Origin of the sequence: Ancylobacter sp. (genome assembly GCF_965279025.1) — a bacterium.
In the GTDB taxonomy this organism is placed as follows: Bacteria; Pseudomonadota; Alphaproteobacteria; order Rhizobiales; family Xanthobacteraceae; genus Ancylobacter.
Genome location: NZ_OZ257132.1, coordinates 1623464 through 1639343, shown reverse-complemented (window position 1 = coordinate 1639343; position 15880 = coordinate 1623464). Strand labels below are relative to the sequence as shown.

Below are 15880 nucleotides of genomic sequence, written 5' to 3'. Positions count from 1 at the left end.
CCTTTCGGCCGTTCCGGGATGACGTCGCAGGATGGGAGCGGCAGCGCCGAGCGCGAGGCTCAGCGCGGCGCCAGCACCATGACCATCTGGCGGCCTTCGAGCGAGGGCTCGGCCTCAACCTTGGCGATGGGAGCCAGCTCTTCCTTGACCTTGTTCAGCAGCTTGTAGCCCAGCTCCTGATGCGCCATCTCGCGACCGCGGAAGCGCAGGGTGATCTTCACCTTGTCGCCTTCCTCGAAGAAGCGGTGGATGGACTTCATCTTCACCTCATAGTCGTGGGTGTCGATGCCGGGGCGCAGCTTGATTTCCTTGATCTCGACGACGTGCTGCTTCTTGCGCGCCTCGTTGGCCTTCTTCTGGTTCTGGTACTTGAACCGGCCAAAGTCGAGAATCTTGCAGACGGGCGGGACGGAATTGGGCGCGATCTCGACGAGATCGAGGCCGGCTTCCTGCGCCATCAGGATGGCGTCGCGCGTCAGCACGACGCCTCGATTCAGCCCTTCCTGATCGATCAGCTGAACTTCGCGGATGCGGATGTCTTCGTTGACGCGCGGACCGTCCTTTTCCGGCGCGACGGGTCTCATGGGGCGACGAATGGCGTCTTCTCCTCTGCCATTTCAGATTTAGACGTTTACACCGCGCCTCGAAGGGTCGCCGGCCGGCTGTTGTCCGCGCGCGTAAAACGGTCGCAGAAGATCGTGACAAACCCGACAGAAGTCAACGGCGTGACGGCCTGGATCGCATGTAAATCCGCATGCGGGGGCACTCGCGCTGGCGAGCCGCCCGTCACGCTGTTCGCGCGCAATCCCTGCCTGTAAGGCAAGATGGCGCGGCGGGAGCGAATCGCAAGCCTCGCGGCGCCCCAACCTGCTGCGTGCGCGGCGCCGACCGGAAGGAACACCAGATGAGCGAACCCGCCCCCGCCGGCACCGAAACGGGCGCCACGCCCAGCTTCCTCACCGCTGGCGACGACGCGCGCCAGATCGCCCTGCGGGTGACCCCCGGCCGCTCGACGCCCACGCATCCCGGCGTGCTCTGGTGCGGCGGGTTTCTCTCCGACATGCGCGGCACCAAGGCCGAGGCGCTGGCCGAATGGGGCGCGCGCACCGACCGCTGCGTCACGCGCTTTGATTATTCCGGCCATGGCGAATCCAGCGGCGCCTTCGAGCAGGGCACGATATCGCGCTGGGCCGAGGACGCCTTCGCGGTGTTCGATCGGGCGACGCAGGGCCCGCAAATCGTCGTCGGCTCCTCGATGGGCGGCTGGATCGCCCTGCTGCTCGCCCGGGCGCTGGCGGCGCGCGGAGAAACAGGGCGGCTGGCCGCTCTGGTGCTCATCGCCCCCGCGCCCGACTTCACCGACGAACTGATGTGGAAGGCGATGCCCGACGAGGTGCGCGCCGCCATAATGGCGGAGGGCCGCTGGGTACGCCCTTCGCAATATGGTTCGGGACAGGTCATCACCCGCGCGCTGATCGAGGACGGACGGCGAAACCTCGTGCTCGGCGCGCCCTTCGCCGTCGGCTGCCCGGTGCGTATCCTGCAGGGCGTGGCGGACCCCGACGTGCCGTGGCAGCACGCCCTGCGCCTCGTCACCTGCCTCGCCGAGGACGATGTGGTGCTGAGCCTCATCAAGGATGGCGACCACCGCCTCTCGCGCCCCGAGGACCTCGCCCGCATCCTCGCGGCGGTCGAAGAGGTAGGCTGAGCCGAAAGCCGCCCGGACCTAGCCCGGCGCGCGCAGGAAGACGATCTCGCTGCTGTCGTAGCGCCGGCGCTCCAGCTCCTCGAAACCCAGCGGGGCGGTGAAGGCGGCCTCGACCGATTCCTCCACCACCAGCAGCGCCCCGGGCGCCAGCCATTTGCCGGCCAGCGCCCCGATGAGCGCCTGCTCGGCCAGCCCGCGACCATAGGGCGGATCGCAGAAGACGAGGTCGAAGGCGTCGCTGGCGAAGGCGTCGCCCAGCTTGGTGGCGTCGCGGCGGAAGATGCGGGTGATGCCGCCGACGCCCAGCGTCTCGACATTGGCGCGGATCAGCCCGCGCGGTTCGGGCGCCTCGTCCACGAACACGGCCATCCGCGCGCCGCGCGACAGCGCCTCCAGCCCCAGCGCGCCGGTGCCGGCGAACAGGTCGAGCACGCGCGCGCCGTCCGCCGCGTCGCCATAGGCATGGGCAAGCACGTTGAACAGCGCCTCGCGCAGCCGGTCCGAGGTCGGCCGGGTGGCGTTGGAGCTGGGGCCGCGCAGCGCGCGCCCCTTGAAGCGCCCGCCGACGATGCGCATGAGCGCGCCCGTCAGCTACGCGGCGACCGGGGCGGACGCCCGGAGGGTTTGCCGCCAGACGGTTTGCCGCCGGAAGGCCGCCCGCCGGCCGGCTTGCCACCAGTCGGCTTGCCACCAGTCGGACGACCACCGGGCTTGCCGCCCGTGGGGCGTCCACCCGGCTTGTCGGCGAAATTCTTGGCGCCGTAGCTCTTCCCAGCGCCGCCCTTGCCGAAGGTCCGGGTTCCGGCCGGCTTGTCACCGAACGAGCGACCACCGGCAGGCTTGTCACCGAAGGAACGGCCACCTGCAGGCTTGTCGCCGAAGGAACGGCCGCCGGAGGGACGGTCGCCGCGCGGCGCGCGGTCGTCACGCGCCGGCCGGTCGCCGCTGGAACGGAACGGGCGCTCACCCTGCGGACGCCCACCTTCGGGGCGCTCGCGACGGGCGGGACGCTCATCGCCTTCCGGTCGCGGTCGGAAGGAACGCGCGGGGCGCTCGCCTTCGGGACGCGACGTGCGCTCTCGGAACGGACGCTCCCCTTGCGGACGCGCCCCTTGCGGACGGTCGCCCTCGGGGCGCTCGCGGCGCGCGGGACGTTCGTCACCCTCGGGGCGGGGCCGGAAGGAGCGCGACTGCTCGGATTTCACCCGGCCGCTATAGGGCCGGCTGGTGCCGGCGCCACGGAAGGAGCGTCCGCCCTCGGGCCGCTCCGGCCGGGCGGGGCGCTCGCTGCGCTCGGGCCGTTCGCCGCGCGAAGGGGCGCTGCCGCGAGAGGGGCGCTCGCCGCGCTCGCCCTCGGGGCGCGGGGTGCGCTCGCGGAAGGGGCGTTCGCCGCGTTCCGGCCGGTCGCCACGGGCGGGACGCTCCGCGCGCGGCGCGTCGGAATCGCCGCGGGGGCGAAAGCTGCGCTCGCCTGCATCGCCCTCGCGATCGTCGCGCGGACGCGCGGGGCGCGGGCCGCCGACCTTGCGGTCGCGGCTGGAGGCGGCGCGGGCGGGGCGCTCGCCCGAGCGCTCGCGGAAGGGACGCTCCTCGCGCCCCTCTCCGGCCTCGCCAGCGGACGCATCGGGGCGCTTGCGGAAGGTACGCTCGCCGCCGCGCTCGCCGCGCGCCGTGCCGGGGCGTTCGCCGGTCCGCACGCTGGCGCGTTCCTCGTCGCGTCGGACACGGGCGGGCGCACGGGCAGGTGCGTCCTCGGCCGGCGCGTCGGTGGAACGCACGCGCTGCACCAGTACCTTGCGGCCCTTGCGGTCGGCAAGGATGCCGGCCTTCACGCTCTTGCCCTCGCCCGGCTCGGTATCGATGGGCAGGCGGCGGTGGCGTTCCTCGGCGCCTTCCGGCTTGGCATAGCGCGGCTTGGGGGCCCCCTTGGCGGCTCCCTTGGCCGCCCCCTTAGGCGCGTCCTCGTCGCCATGGTTGAACATCGGGCCCTCGAAATCGGCGCCGGCGGCCTTGGCCAGCGTCTCGCCGAGCTGGTCGGCGAGAATGCGGGTGCGCACCTCCTCGGCCTCGCCCTGCGGCAGCTCGCCGAGCTGGAACGGGCCGTAGGAGAGGCGGATCAGCCGGTTCACGTCGAGGCCGAGCGAGCCGAGCACGTTGCGCACTTCGCGGTTCTTGCCCTCGCGCAGCGCCAGCGTCAGCCACACATTGGCACCCTGCACGCGGTCCAGCACCGCTTCGATCGGGCCGTACTGCACGCCATCGACGGTGATGCCGGCGATCAGCGCGTCCAGCTTGTCCTGGGTGACGTCGCCCTTGGCGCGCACGCGGTAGCGGCGCAGCCAGCCGGTTTCCGGCAGCTCCAGCACCCGCGAGAGCCCGCCATCATTGGTGAGCAGGATCAGGCCTTCGGTATTGAGATCGAGCCGGCCGACGGAAACCAGGCGCGGCAGGCCGGCGGGCAGGATTTCGAACAGGGTCGGGCGGCCTTCGGGGTCGTAATTGGTCGTCACCACGCCCTTGGGCTTGTGGTAGAGGAACAGCCGCGTGCGCTCCTTGTCCGGCAGCGGCACCCCGTCGACGGTGATCCGGTCCTCGGCGGTGACGGTGCGCGCGGGGCTTTCCAGCACTTCGTCATTCACCGCCACGCGGCCGGCGAGGATCCATTCCTCGATTTCGCGGCGCGAGCCGAGGCCGGCGCGCGCGACCACCTTGGCGATGCGCTCCGCCTCGCGCGGGCCCGCCTCCTCTGGCGCTGCCGGGCGGGCGGCGCGGGGAACGCGGTTGTGATCCTTGCGGGGCGGCGTGTTTTTGGGCATGGGGATGATCCGGACTCCGGGCGGCGGGTGCTAGCATGTCCTGCGGTATGAAGCGAGCTTTTGACGAGCAGGACCTTGGCGACGAACCATTCGGGCGGTGAAAATGTCGGCGCGGTGCCGGCACGGGCCGATTTCATGGCGCGCGCGCTCGCCGAAGCCGCGAACGCCGCCGCCCGTGGCGAGGTGCCTGTCGGCGCCGTGCTGGTGCAGCAGGGCGAGGTCCTCGCCGCCGATGGCAACCGCACCCGCGAACAGGCCGACCCCACCGCCCATGCGGAAATGCTGGTCATCCGCGCCGCAGCCGCCCGTCTCGGCAATGACCGGCTGGGCGCGTGCGATCTCTACGTGACGCTGGAGCCCTGCACCATGTGCGCCGGCGCCATTTCCTTCGCCCGGCTGCGGCGGGTCTATTACGGCGCGCCCGACCCCAAGGGCGGGGCGGTGGAAAGCGGCGTGCGCTTCTTCGACCAGGCCACCTGCCACCACCGGCCGGACACCTATGGCGGCCTGGGCGAGCGCGAATCCGCGCAATTGCTGCGCGATTTCTTCGCCGGGCGACGGACCTAGCTGTTTAGTTCTAGCCCAGCACCGCCTCCAGCCGGCGCTTCACCTCGTCCTTCACCGGCTCGGCGGCCTTGAGGATGGCGGCGGCGCGGAAGAAGTCGAGCACGCGGAAATCATGCACGTTGGGGCGGATGAGGATGTCCGGCGCCCCGGCCTTCAGCTTTTCGCCGACGATCGAGGAGGCCATGATCTGCAGCGTGGCGAACATCGCCTCGAACGGCGCCGGCACGCCGCGCGACTCGGCGCCGTGCCCCCCGGTGATGTCGACGGCGATCACCACATCGGCCCGGGCGCGCAACAGATCGAACGGCAGCGGGTTCACCGCCCCGCCATCGACCAGCGTGTGGCCGTCGAGCTGCACCGGGCGGATGAGGCCGGGAATGGCGAGCGAGGCGGCCAGCGCCGGGCGAATGGCGCCGCGCGCAAAGGTGCGCTCGCAGCGCTCCCAATAGTCGGTCGCCACCACCTGCAGCGGAATGGAGAGTTCCTCGAAGGTCTCCGGCACCATCCCCGGCAGGAACCCGCCGATGAAGCGCTCGGCGTCGATCAGCACCGGATTGCCGAGCCCGGCACCGAACAGGTCGGCAATGCGCCCCACCCGGGCCGCCAGCAGCCGCTTCATCACCTCGCCCCGGTTCTTCAGCGTGTGGGTGACGAGATGGCGGATGTCGCGCGCCGGCACCCCGGCGGCATAGACGCTGGCGAACAGCGCGCCGATGGAGGCCCCTGCCATGGCGGTGGGGCGCAGGCCGAGATCGTCGAGCGCCTCCAGCACCAGAATATGCGAGAGCCCGCGCGCGCCGCCCGAGCCCAGCGCCACGCCGATCGTCGGCCCGGCAGGGCCAGCCGCGCCCGGCACGGCACCGCCGGAGGAGGAGATGACGGCGCTGCCGGCGCGTTCTCCCGCCACCGGCAGCCCGTCGGGCGCCGCGCGGTCGTGCGGGTCGTCGGCGCTCGTGTCACCCGCCGGCGGGCGCCGACGCCGGCCTGTGGTCGCTTCATCCATGGCTTCGCCCATCCGCCTCGTGCCAGAGCCGCCTCGCGTGAGACACGCTTCTCCTGCCACGGGCCCGCGGCATTTGTTTGAACATGGGCACGGCGGCGCGATGCCGCCAGGGCCGGGCGCGTGCAATCGGCCGCGCCCACCCGTTCAGTCGCCCAGCGCCCGCCAGGCGATGTCGTGGCGGCAGTAGCCCTCCGGCCAGTCGATGCGGGCAACGGCGTCATAGGCGCGCTCGCGCGCCTCGGCGACATTGGCGCCCACGGCGGTGACGTTGAGCACGCGCCCGCCATTGGCAAGAATGTCGTCGCCTTCCCGCCGGGTGCCGGCGTGGAACACCTTCACCCCCGGAATGGTCTCGGCCGCTGCAAGCCCGCCAATGCGCGAACCCTTGGCATAGGCGCCGGGATAGCCCTTCGTCGCCATGACGACGGAAATCGCCGCGTCCGGCTTCAAGGGCACCGGCTGGTCCTCCAGCCGCCCGGTGGCGACGGCGTGCAGCAGCGGCAGCAGGTCGCCCTCCATCCGCATCATCAGCACCTGGCATTCGGGGTCGCCGAAGCGGACATTGTACTCGATCAGCTTGGGCCCCTCGCGGGTGATCATCAGCCCGGCGAACAGCACGCCGCGATAGGGGCTGGCGGCATCGGCCAGCGCCCGCGCGGTCGGCTTGACGATGTCGTGCAGGGTGCGCCGCTCCATCTCGGCGGTGAAGACGGGGGCGGGCGAATAGGCGCCCATGCCGCCGGTGTTGGGGCCCTCGTCGCCGTCGAAGGCGCGCTTGTGGTCCTGCGCCGATCCGAAGGGCAGCACGGTCTCGCCGTCGACCAGGCAGAAGAACGACACCTCCTCGCCCTCGAGGAATTCCTCGATCAGGATCTCGGTGCCGATGCCGCCCATGGCGAACACCTCCTCGACGCCGGCCAGCGCCTCGGCCAGCGTCATCGCCACGATCACACCCTTGCCGGCCATAAGCCCGTCCGCCTTGAGCACGATTGGCGCGCCCTGGCGCTGCACGAAGGCCTTGGCCTCCTCGGCATCGGTGAAGCGGCCGAAAGCGGCGGTGGGGATCGCGTGCGCCTTGCACAATTCCTTGGTGAACAGCTTGGAGCCTTCCAGCTGCGCCGCCACGCGGCGCGGGCCGAACACCGCAATGCCCTCCTGCACCAGCCGGTCGGCGATTCCGTCCACCAGCGGCGCCTCCGGGCCGACCACCACGAGGTCGATCTTTTCCGCAAGGCACAGGGTGACGATGGCGTCGTGGTCTTCCAGCGGCACGCCGGGGAGGCAGGTGGCGAAAGACGCGATACCGGGATTGCCGGGGAGCGCGAAGAAGGCGCCGATCAGCGGGCTCTGGGCCAGCTTCCAGGCGAGCGCGTGCTCGCGGCCGCCCGAGCCGAGCAGAAGAACGTTCATGCGGCAAGCCTCCAGCGCCCCGATCGAGCGTTCGGCCTAAACGTTCGGGCGGCGAGGAGCAAGAGGGAGGGCCGCGTCCCGCGTCTGTCATCCCGGCCGCAGGCGAAGCCGAAGAGCCGGGATCGTTCACATGCAAGGCGCGCGATCCCGGCGCGGCCTGCGGCCGTCCGGGATGACGGTGGCTGAGGGCCCTCACTCGTAGGCCAGCGCCACCACGGGATCGAGCCCGGCCGCCTTGCGGGCGGGCAGGTAGCCGAAGACGAGGCCGGTGAGGAAGGCGCAGCCGAACGCCATCAGCGGCGGCATCAGCGAGAGCACGATGGTGGCGCCCATCCATTCGACGCCCAGCGCGGCGGCAAGGCCGAGCCCGACGCCCACCGCCCCGCCGACGGAACACACCACCAGCGCCTCGGTGTTGAACTGCAGCATGATGTTGCTCATGCGCGCCCCGGTCGCCATGCGGATGCCGATCTCGCGGGTGCGCTCGGTCACGCTCACCAGCATGATGTTCATCACCCCGATGCCGGCCACCAGCAGCGAGATGGCGGCGACGCAGCCGAGCACGAGGGTGAGCGTGTTCTGCGTCTCCATCGCCGTTTCCAGGAACTGCGCGGTGTTGCGCACCTGGAAGTCCTCGGCCTGGTGGCGCTCGGTGAGGGTGCGGGTGATCGCCGCCTCCACCCGTGGGATGTCGCCGGCCTCCGTCACCTTCACCGTGACCGAGTTGAGGAACTGACGGCCGAACACCCGCACGAAGCCGGTGGAGAGCGGCACCAGCGCCGCGTCGTCCTGGTCCTGGCCGAAGGCGTTGGCGCCGCGCGGGGCGAGCACGCCGATCACCTCATAGGGCACGTTCTTGACCAATATGTAGCGCCCCACCGGATCGTCGGCGCCGAACAGGTTCTGCGCCACGGTCTGGCCCAGCACCACCACCGGGGCATAGGCGCGCACATCGGCTGCGGTGAACATCACCCCGCGCGCCAGCGGCCAGTCGCGGGCGATCAGGAAGTCCGGCGTGGTGCCGGTCACCGTGGTGAAATAGTCCAGCGAGCCGTAGCGCAGCGTGTAGCGGCCGGAGCGGTCGGGCGCGATAGCCTCGACGCCGGGAATGGCCTTGAGCGCCTCGGCGTCCTCGGCCAGCAGCGTGGCGTTGTCGCCGGCGGTGCGGATACCCGGCGCGCCGGGACGCACGATCAACAGATTGGTGCCGATCTGCGAGATGCGGTCGAGCACGCTCTGCTTGCCGCCATCGCCCACCGCCAGCATGGTGATGACCGAGGCGACGCCGATGACGATGCCGAGCAAGGTCAGCGCGGTGCGGAACAGGTTCGCCGTCATCGAGGCGAAGGCCATGCGCACCGCTTCCGCCAGATCCGGCAGGAAGCGCGCCAGCCCGCCGCGCCGGGCCGGGCCGGTGCCGGGCAGCGGCGCGCGCGAAGGCTCGGCCTCGCGCCGCTCGTCGGAAACGATGCGCCCGTCCTGGAAGCGCACGACGCGCCGCGCATGCGCCGCCACATCGGGGTCGTGGGTGATGAGGATGACGGTGTGGCCCTCGGCGTTGAGCTCGCCGAGCAGCGCCAGCACCTCCTCGCCGGAGCGCGAATCGAGCGCGCCGGTGGGCTCGTCGGCAAGGATCACCGGCGCGGCGTTCATCAGCGCCCGGGCGATGGAAACGCGCTGCTGCTGCCCGCCGGAAAGCTGGTTCGGCCGGTGCTCGCTGCGCTCCCCGAGGCCGAGCCGGGCGAGCAGGCCGTGCGCCCGCTCCTCGCGCGCCTCGCGCCCCGTGCCGGCATAGATGGCGGGAATGGCGACATTTTCCGCCGCCGTCAGGCTGGGCAGGAGATTGTAGCGCTGGAACACGAAGCCGAAGGCCGAGCAGCGCAGCTCCGCCAATTCGTCCGGGTCGAGATCCTCCACATCCACGCCATCGACGCGGTAGAGGCCGGAGGACACCCGGTCGAGGCAGCCGACAATATTCATCAGCGTCGACTTGCCGGAGCCCGACTGCCCCATGATGGCGATGAACTCGCCCGGCATGATGGACAGCGACACCCGGTCGAGCGCGCGCACCACGCTCTCGCCATTGGGGTAGATGCGGCTCACCTCGACCAGCTCGACGATCGGCCGCAGGCCCTCGCCCGGCGCGGGGCTGGAGGCCGGCCGGCTTTCCTCGATGCGGCGCGCGAGCTCGGTCATCCGCCTCAGCCCAGCCGTGGCGGCATGGGCGGGCGCCCGCCCGCCGGGCGGGCGGCTGCCGGGGCGTTGGTGCCGGTGATCACCGTCTCGCCGGGAGAGAGCCCCTCGGTGATCTCGGTCTGGCTGCGGTTGGACAGGCCGGTCTTCACCGTGCGCTCCTGCGGTCCCTGCGGGGTGAGCACGCGCACGCTCTGCGTGCCGTCGCGCGCCGAGCGGATGGCCGGGGTCGGCACCAGCGGCACGCCCTTGGCCTCGCCGAGGCGGAAGAACACCTGCGCCGTCATGTCGGTCATCAGCATCAGGTCTTCATTGGGCACGTCGATCAGCACGTTGTAGAGCACGACGTCGTTGACGATGGTGGGCGTCGGCTCGATCTGCCGCACCATGCCGCGCCAGCGCCGGTCCGGCAGGCCGAGCGTCGAGAACGACGCCGGCGTGCCCACGGTGACGCGGGGAATGTCGCCTTCCGCCACCTGCGCGGTCACCGTCATGGTCTGCAGGTCGGCGATGCGCAGCACGATGGGGGCGGACTGGTTGGCGTTCAGCGTACCGCCCTCGCGGGCGGTGATGGAAACGATGGTGCCATCCATCGGCGCGTAGATCTTGGTGTAGCCGAGATTGGCGAGGTCGCCGTCGAGCGTCGCCTGCATCTGGGCGATCTGCGCCTTCAGTGCGTCGATCTTGGCGACGCTGATGCTTTCCGTTGCCGTGGCGGCATCGGCGGCGTCCTTGCTGCCGGACTGTTTTTCCAGAAGCTGCTGGGCGCGGGTGTTGCGCAGCGTGTCGAGGGTCAGCTGCGCCTGCGCCTGCGCCAGCTGGGCGCGCAGATTGTCGAGGCTGGCGCGGTCGCCGGCGACGCGGGTCTGGTAGACGGTAGGGTCGATCTCGGCGAGCAGGTCGCCCTTCTTCACCACGCTGCCGACATCGGGGTGAATGGTGCGCAGCTGGCCGGAAACCTGCGTGCCGACATCGACATAGGTCTTGGGCTGCATCTTGGCGATGGCGTTGACGCTGGTCTCGATATCGCCGATCTCGACCGTGGCGGTCTGGAAGGCCGGCCCAGCCTCGGGGGTCGCGCTTCCCGCATAGTGATAATAGCCGGCCCCGGCGAGCAGCACGGCGGCAAGGACCCACGGCCAGCGGCGACGGCGCCGGCGGCGCGTCGTCTTCTCACCCGTCCAGCCGTTCTCCGCCTTCTGCAACATCGTGCCGTCCCATCCCAGCTATCCGCAAGGCGTAAGGGTCAAGTCACGGCATATAAAGTGAATTCGCGGTAATGATGGGCCCGCGCGGCAAGATTGGAGGCGTTCCAGCGAGGATGCGCCCACACGCCGCAAGGCGGGATGGCCGGGCCCGCGCGGCGAGGGCGCAGCGCAGCGGGGAAGCTGTGCCTTACGAATCCCCCGGCCGGTAGTCGCCGGTGGCGGGGTCGCGGCGCAGCGTGGTGCGGCCGTCCAGCCGGCCGGCCTGCTCGGCCCGGCGCTGGGCGTCGAGCTCGCCATTCACCCGGCGCGATTCGCGCGTCAGCACCTTCACAAGGGCGGCGGCGCCCAGGGCGCCGAGGGCAATCACGAAGACGGGCGGCATGATGATGGCTCCAAGGGGTGCGGCACGGGGTGCGGCGCCGCGGGCGTCAAAGCCCGAAGCGGCTCCACAATGCGCGCTCCTCTGCGGCGGAAATGAGGGCCTCCGCCGCCCCGGCGCCGATCTCGGCGGCCGGCCCGCCGCCGAAGGCGCCGCCCATGCCCACGCCGGGCGAGCGACGGCCGAACAGGCCGGGCTTCACCTCGATCAGCGGGGTGCGGACAGTCTGGCCGTAGCGGGCACGCAGGAAGCCCCGGAGATCGCCGATGGAATCCACCAGCCCCAGAGACTGCGCCTGCGGCGCCGCCCAGAACTCGCCGGAGAACAGCGTGTCGTCGTCGCCGGAAAGCACGTCCCCGCGCCTCTCCTTCACCAGAGCCACGAAGCCGGTGTGGATTTCCTGCTGCAGCGCCTTCAGCCGCTCGATGTCCTCGGCCTTTTCCGGCTGGAACGGGTCGAGCATCACCTTGCGGTTGCCGGCGGTGTAGACCCGGCGCTCGATGCCCAGCTTCTCCAGCGCTGCCGGAAAGCCGAAGCCGGCGCTCACCACGCCGATGGAGCCGAGGATGGAGAAATTATCGGCGACGATCTCGTCGGCGGCGCAGGCCAGCATATAGCCGCCCGAGGCGGCGACATCCTCGACGAAGGCGATCACCGGCAGCTGCTTCTCCTGCGCCAGCGAGCGGATGCGCTTGTAGACGAGGTGCGACTGCGTCGGGGCGCCACCCGGCGAATTGATCACCAGCGCCACCGCCCTGGCGCCCTTCACCGCGAAGGCGCGCTCCAGCGCCCGCGACGTATTGGCGAAGGTGATGCCCGGGCGGAAGGGGCTGGCCATGCCGATCGCCCCGTTCAGCCGCACCACCGGCACGACAGGCGTGCCGCCGCGCAGCCTGGCGGGCAGGAAGGGATCGAGACGGCGGCGGAAATCGCTGAAGAGGGATGAGTTTGCCATAGGCTAGAGATAGGGCGGCTTCGGCCTGCGCTCAATGCTTCCCGTGTCGGGATGACGCTTCGTCATTCCGGCCCGATGGCGCCGCCGTCGCGCAGCACCTGCACGGCCGCCGCACTCGGCCGCCCGGCGGCATCCGTCAGCACGAGGGCGGGAAGGAAGGCGGGAGCCGTCCGGCGGCCCTTGATCGCGCCGATCAGCAGGCGATGCGCCGGCGCCTCGGGCGCGGGGTGGACGGGGCGGATCGTGACCGAGCCGAAACGGCCCTTCAGCGATGCCAGCAACGCCTCGACAGCGGTGGGACGGTGGATCAGCGCCAGCCGCCCGCCCGGCGCCAGCAGCCGCTCGGCGGCGCGCAGCCAGGTTCCGATATCGCCATCCGGCACCATATGCGCCAGCGCCCGCCCGGCATCGGGCGAGGTGCGGTGGTGGGCGGGATCGTTGAAAGGCGGGTTCATCAGCACGAGATCCACCGATCGGGCGGCGGGAAACGCAGGACCGGAGGGTCGGCCAAGCGTCGCGACATCGGCATTCACCACGTGCACCTGGCCAGCAAGGTCCGGCTGGCGGGCGGCGTTGCGGGCGGCGAGGGCGGCGAGTTCGGGCACGATCTCGACCAGCGTCAGCTCGGGCAGCGTCATCGTGGTCTTGTCGATTCGCACAGCATAGGCGAGGCCCGCCGCGCCCACCCCGGCGCCGAGATCGGCCGCCCGTTGCGCCGCCGGCGCGCTCGCCGCCAGCAGCAGGGCGTCATGGCCGGCGCGGTGGCCACGCAGGGGCTGCAGCAGCCGCAGCCGGCCGCCGAGGAAGGCATCGTCGGTCAGGGCCTCGTCCGTCACGCCGTGGTCGGGCGTCACCGCATGGGCCGCCCCCGTCGCGGCGGGCGAATCGTCCCGCTCGGCCGTTCGCGCCTTCACCGGGCGTCGTCCTCATCGACGAGGGAGGCGCCGAATCCGGCCTCGTCCAGCAGGGCCCGCGCCTGGTCCTCCCGCTCGTCCTCGACCAGCAGGCGGCGTGGCAGCAGGCCGATCGAGCCCTCCATCACGCTCATGTGCTGGTCGAGCACCAGATGGCCGATCCCCGCGCTGTCGAGCAACGCGGCGACCGCGGAAATCAAGACGATATCGTTGGTTCGCATCAGTTCACGCATGGCGGCATGATGCCACGATCGGCACAAAAGCGCAGTCCCGTACGCCATGCGGCTTTCCCCTTGTCCCGCGATTGCGCTATTGCGGGGAGGAAAGGGCGCCGAGGTGCCCCTGCGCAGACAGCCCGGAGCGCCGCAGCGGCGAACTTGGCCGGACCCGACAGGGGTATTAGGATGCTCTCGTGGTCAGAACCGGAACCGACCCGTGTCCGTCGTATTGCCGTTCAATTCCGCCGCCGAACTCACGCCCGAGCCCTCAATCGAAGGGATCGTCACCCTTGTGCGTGCCGACATGCAGCGCGTCAACGCGCTGATCCTGTCGCGCACCGGCTCCGACGTGGCGATGATCCCGGAGGTTGCCCAGCACCTGATCTCGTCCGGCGGCAAGCGCCTGCGCCCCATGCTCACCCTCGCGACCGGCGCCCTGTCGGGCTATGAGGGCGAGGGCACGGTGAAGCTCGCCGCCTCGGTCGAGTTCATGCACACGGCGACGCTGCTGCATGACGACGTGGTCGACGACAGCGAGATGCGCCGGGGCAAGCTCGCCGCCCGCATGCTGTGGGGCAACGAGGCCAGCGTGCTGGTCGGCGACTTCCTGCTCGGACAGGCCTTCCGCATGATGATCGAGGTCGGCAACATGCGGGCGCTCGACATCCTCTCCACCGCCGCCGTGGTCATCGCCGAGGGCGAGGTCGCCCAGCTCGCCGCCGCCAAGAACATCGCCACCGACGAAGAGGCCTATCTCGCCGTCATCCGTGGCAAGACCGCCGAACTGTTCGCCGCCGCCTGCGAGGTCGGGCCGGTGCTGGCCGGGCGCACCCCGGCCGAGCAGGCCGCCTGCCGCGCCTATGGCATGAATCTCGGCATCGCCTTCCAGCTGGTCGACGACGCGCTGGACTATGGCGGCTCGCAGGCCGATCTCGGCAAGAATGTCGGCGACGATTTCCGCGAGGGCAAGATCACCCTGCCCATCGTGCTGGCGGTGCGGCGCGGCACCGAGGCGGAACGGGCCTTCTGGCGCCGCTGCCTCGAACAGGGCGAGATCGGCGAGGGCGACCTCGACCGGGCGCTGGCGCTGCTGGTCCGCCACGGCGCCATTGCCGAGACGGTGGAGCGCGCCCGCGCCTATGGCGCCGCCGCCAAGCGGGCGCTCGACGGCTTCCCCACCGGCCCCGCCCGCGACGCGCTGCTCGACGTGGTGGATTTCTGCATCGCGCGAGTGCGCTGAACCCGTCAGCCGCGCGGGCCGAACACGATGAGCGCGGCGCCGACCAGGCAGACCGCGCCCCCGGCGAGGTCCCAGCGGTCCGGCCGGAAGCCCTCCACCGCCCACAGCCAGACCAGCGACGCCGCGACATAGACCCCGCCATAGGCGGCGAAGGCGCGGCCCGCCGCCGCCGCGTCGATCTGTGTCAGGAGCGCCCCGAAGGCCAGCAGGCTGAGCCCGCCCGGCGCCAGCCACAGCGCGCTCGCGCCATTGCGCACCACCGCCCAGAAGGCGAAGCAGCCGGCGATCTCGAAGAAGGCCGAAGCGGCGAAGAACAGGGCGGTGCGCATCGTGGCTCGCTTCTCTCGGTTCAGCCCAGCACGGTGGATGTCACCCACCATGCAGGATGAAGGCCGGCAATCGCCTTGGCCGCCGCGGCGGCGGCGCGGCAATCATCATAAAGCGCGAACATCGTCGCCCCGGAGCCCGACATCCGCACCAGGCGTGCGCCGGCAGTGCCCCGAAGCGCTTCCTCGACCTCGCCGAGCACCGGGGCGAGCGCGCGGGCCGGCGGTTCGAGATCATTCGGCTCGCCGGCGAGCCAGCCGAGCAGTTCGCCGCGCGAGGCGTTGAGGGGAAAGGCGGCGGGCGCCACCCTCTGCGTCCCCGGCACCAGCGCCAGCGCGCGGAAGATCGCGGCGGTCGCTACCGCGACGCGTGGATTGACCAGAACGGCGCCGAAGCGTGGCGAGGCGAGCGGCGTCAGGGTCTCGCCCCGCCCTTCCATCAGGCAGCTGCGCCCGTGAAGACAGGCCGGCACGTCCGATCCGGTGGCGAGCGCGGCCTCGAACAGCCTGCCATCGTCGGCGGGCAGGCCGTTCGCCCGCGCCAGCAGCCGCAGCGCCGCCGCCGCATCCGCCGAGCCGCCGCCGAGCCCCGCCGCCACCGGCAGCCGCTTGACCAGGGTGAAGCGGCCGACGACGAGCCCCGGCACGCGCTCTGCCAGTTCCCGCGCCGCCCGCAGCACCAGATTGTCGGCCTCGCCGGCGAGCGCCATGGCGCCGGCCCCCTCGACCGCCAGCGCCAGAGCGCCGCCCGGCGCGAGGGCCAGCCGGTCGCCCGTGCCGGCGAAGACGACGACGCTCGACAAATCGTGATAGCCGTCGGTGCGCCGCCCCAGCACCCGCAAGGTGAGGTTCACCTTGGCGGGCGCGCGTTCGCGCAGCAGCGCGGAAAATGGGGGCACGGGGGCGCACATAAGCCGCTTATGCGACGGGCCTTCGCCGGCGG

The 15880-nt window shown here is 71.3% G+C and carries 16 protein-coding genes; 3 read left to right on the top strand and 13 right to left on the bottom strand.

What is annotated here, in order from left to right:
* Nucleotides 1-59 precede the first annotated feature (59 nt).
* The gene (infC, locus tag ACQY76_RS07575) at nt 60-584 is read right to left on the bottom strand and encodes a translation initiation factor IF-3 (RefSeq protein ID WP_428032271.1); all 525 of its coding nucleotides are present in this window, start codon (nt 582-584) and stop codon (nt 60-62) included.
* A 320-nt stretch (nt 585-904) separates the two neighbouring features.
* Between infC and ACQY76_RS07570 the strand changes: the two genes are divergently transcribed.
* Nucleotides 905-1708 (top strand): alpha/beta hydrolase, encoded by an 804-nt coding sequence (locus ACQY76_RS07570; protein ID WP_428032270.1) that lies wholly within the window; start codon nt 905-907, stop codon nt 1706-1708.
* Nucleotides 1709-1726: 18 nt separating this feature from the next.
* On the opposite strand, the gene rsmD is transcribed toward ACQY76_RS07570, so the two are convergent.
* Together rsmD and ACQY76_RS07560 are read right to left on the bottom strand one after the other, a co-directional pair.
* Nucleotides 1727-2284: a 16S rRNA (guanine(966)-N(2))-methyltransferase RsmD gene (gene rsmD, locus ACQY76_RS07565; protein ID WP_428032269.1), complete on the bottom strand. Its 558-nt coding sequence runs from the start codon at nt 2282-2284 to the stop codon at nt 1727-1729.
* 11 nt (nt 2285-2295) lie between these two features.
* Nucleotides 2296-4524, bottom strand: coding sequence for a pseudouridine synthase (locus ACQY76_RS07560; RefSeq protein ID WP_428032268.1), 2229 nt, complete (start codon nt 4522-4524; stop codon nt 2296-2298).
* Nucleotides 4525-4659: 135 nt separating this feature from the next.
* On the opposite strand from ACQY76_RS07560, the gene ACQY76_RS07555 reads away from it, so the two are divergent.
* Nucleotides 4660-5091, top strand: coding sequence for a nucleoside deaminase (locus ACQY76_RS07555; protein WP_428032962.1), 432 nt, complete (start codon nt 4660-4662; stop codon nt 5089-5091).
* Nucleotides 5092-5101: 10 nt separating this feature from the next.
* On the opposite strand, the gene ACQY76_RS07550 is transcribed toward ACQY76_RS07555, so the two are convergent.
* The 8 genes from ACQY76_RS07550 to ACQY76_RS07515 form a co-directional block, all read right to left on the bottom strand.
* The gene (locus ACQY76_RS07550; RefSeq protein ID WP_428032267.1) at nt 5102-6094 is read right to left on the bottom strand and encodes a patatin-like phospholipase family protein; all 993 of its coding nucleotides are present in this window, start codon (nt 6092-6094) and stop codon (nt 5102-5104) included.
* Between the two features lie 144 nt (nt 6095-6238).
* On the bottom strand, nt 6239-7504 hold the full coding sequence (gene purD, locus ACQY76_RS07545; RefSeq protein WP_428032266.1) for a phosphoribosylamine--glycine ligase: 1266 nt from the start codon (nt 7502-7504) through the stop codon (nt 6239-6241).
* Between the two features lie 192 nt (nt 7505-7696).
* Nucleotides 7697-9700, bottom strand: a complete 2004-nt coding sequence (locus ACQY76_RS07540; protein WP_428032265.1) for a MacB family efflux pump subunit — start codon at nt 9698-9700, stop codon at nt 7697-7699.
* Nucleotides 9701-9705: 5 nt separating this feature from the next.
* Complete coding sequence (locus tag ACQY76_RS07535; protein WP_428032264.1) at nt 9706-10905, bottom strand: efflux RND transporter periplasmic adaptor subunit; 1200 nt, start codon at nt 10903-10905, stop codon at nt 9706-9708.
* A 187-nt stretch (nt 10906-11092) separates the two neighbouring features.
* Nucleotides 11093-11287 carry a hypothetical protein gene (locus ACQY76_RS07530; RefSeq protein ID WP_428032263.1) on the bottom strand — a complete coding sequence of 65 codons (195 nt, stop codon included), beginning with the start codon at nt 11285-11287 and terminating at the stop codon, nt 11093-11095.
* Nucleotides 11288-11333: 46 nt separating this feature from the next.
* Nucleotides 11334-12239 (bottom strand): S49 family peptidase, encoded by a 906-nt coding sequence (locus ACQY76_RS07525; RefSeq protein ID WP_428032262.1) that lies wholly within the window; start codon nt 12237-12239, stop codon nt 11334-11336.
* Between the two features lie 62 nt (nt 12240-12301).
* The gene (locus ACQY76_RS07520) at nt 12302-13153 is read right to left on the bottom strand and encodes a tRNA1(Val) (adenine(37)-N6)-methyltransferase (RefSeq protein WP_428032261.1); all 852 of its coding nucleotides are present in this window, start codon (nt 13151-13153) and stop codon (nt 12302-12304) included.
* Nucleotides 13150-13386 (bottom strand): DUF2007 domain-containing protein, encoded by a 237-nt coding sequence (locus ACQY76_RS07515; protein WP_428032260.1) that lies wholly within the window; start codon nt 13384-13386, stop codon nt 13150-13152. Before ACQY76_RS07515 ends, ACQY76_RS07520 begins: the two co-directional genes overlap by 4 nt.
* 202 nt (nt 13387-13588) lie before the next feature.
* On the opposite strand from ACQY76_RS07515, the gene ACQY76_RS07510 reads away from it, so the two are divergent.
* Entirely contained in the window at nt 13589-14611 is a 1023-nt protein-coding gene (locus tag ACQY76_RS07510) for a polyprenyl synthetase family protein (protein WP_428032259.1), read from the top strand.
* Between the two features lie 5 nt (nt 14612-14616).
* On the opposite strand, the gene ACQY76_RS07505 is transcribed toward ACQY76_RS07510, so the two are convergent.
* Both ACQY76_RS07505 and ACQY76_RS07500 read right to left on the bottom strand, forming a co-directional pair.
* Nucleotides 14617-14940: a YnfA family protein gene (locus ACQY76_RS07505; protein ID WP_428032258.1), complete on the bottom strand. Its 324-nt coding sequence runs from the start codon at nt 14938-14940 to the stop codon at nt 14617-14619.
* Nucleotides 14941-14960: 20 nt separating this feature from the next.
* Nucleotides 14961-15836, bottom strand: a complete 876-nt coding sequence (locus tag ACQY76_RS07500) for a 4-(cytidine 5'-diphospho)-2-C-methyl-D-erythritol kinase (RefSeq protein WP_428032257.1) — start codon at nt 15834-15836, stop codon at nt 14961-14963.
* Between the last annotated feature and the right edge of the window lie 44 nt (nt 15837-15880).

Bases quoted from the DNA above. Each gene is read 5' to 3' on its own strand.
- infC (WP_428032271.1), bottom strand. From the start codon at position 584: ATGAGACCCGTCGCGCCGGAAAAGGACGGTCCGCGCGTCAACGAAGAC.
- ACQY76_RS07570 (WP_428032270.1), top strand. From the start codon at position 905: ATGAGCGAACCCGCCCCCGCCGGCACCGAAACGGGCGCCACGCCCAGC.
- rsmD (WP_428032269.1), bottom strand. From the start codon at position 2,284: ATGCGCATCGTCGGCGGGCGCTTCAAGGGGCGCGCGCTGCGCGGCCCC.
- ACQY76_RS07560 (WP_428032268.1), bottom strand. From the start codon at position 4,524: ATGCCCAAAAACACGCCGCCCCGCAAGGATCACAACCGCGTTCCCCGC.
- ACQY76_RS07555 (WP_428032962.1), top strand. From the start codon at position 4,660: ATGGCGCGCGCGCTCGCCGAAGCCGCGAACGCCGCCGCCCGTGGCGAG.
- ACQY76_RS07550 (WP_428032267.1), bottom strand. From the start codon at position 6,094: ATGGATGAAGCGACCACAGGCCGGCGTCGGCGCCCGCCGGCGGGTGAC.
- purD (WP_428032266.1), bottom strand. From the start codon at position 7,504: ATGAACGTTCTTCTGCTCGGCTCGGGCGGCCGCGAGCACGCGCTCGCC.
- ACQY76_RS07540 (WP_428032265.1), bottom strand. From the start codon at position 9,700: ATGACCGAGCTCGCGCGCCGCATCGAGGAAAGCCGGCCGGCCTCCAGC.
- ACQY76_RS07535 (WP_428032264.1), bottom strand. From the start codon at position 10,905: ATGTTGCAGAAGGCGGAGAACGGCTGGACGGGTGAGAAGACGACGCGC.
- ACQY76_RS07530 (WP_428032263.1), bottom strand. From the start codon at position 11,287: ATGCCGCCCGTCTTCGTGATTGCCCTCGGCGCCCTGGGCGCCGCCGCC.
- ACQY76_RS07525 (WP_428032262.1), bottom strand. From the start codon at position 12,239: ATGGCAAACTCATCCCTCTTCAGCGATTTCCGCCGCCGTCTCGATCCC.
- ACQY76_RS07515 (WP_428032260.1), bottom strand. From the start codon at position 13,386: ATGCGTGAACTGATGCGAACCAACGATATCGTCTTGATTTCCGCGGTC.
- ACQY76_RS07505 (WP_428032258.1), bottom strand. From the start codon at position 14,940: ATGCGCACCGCCCTGTTCTTCGCCGCTTCGGCCTTCTTCGAGATCGCC.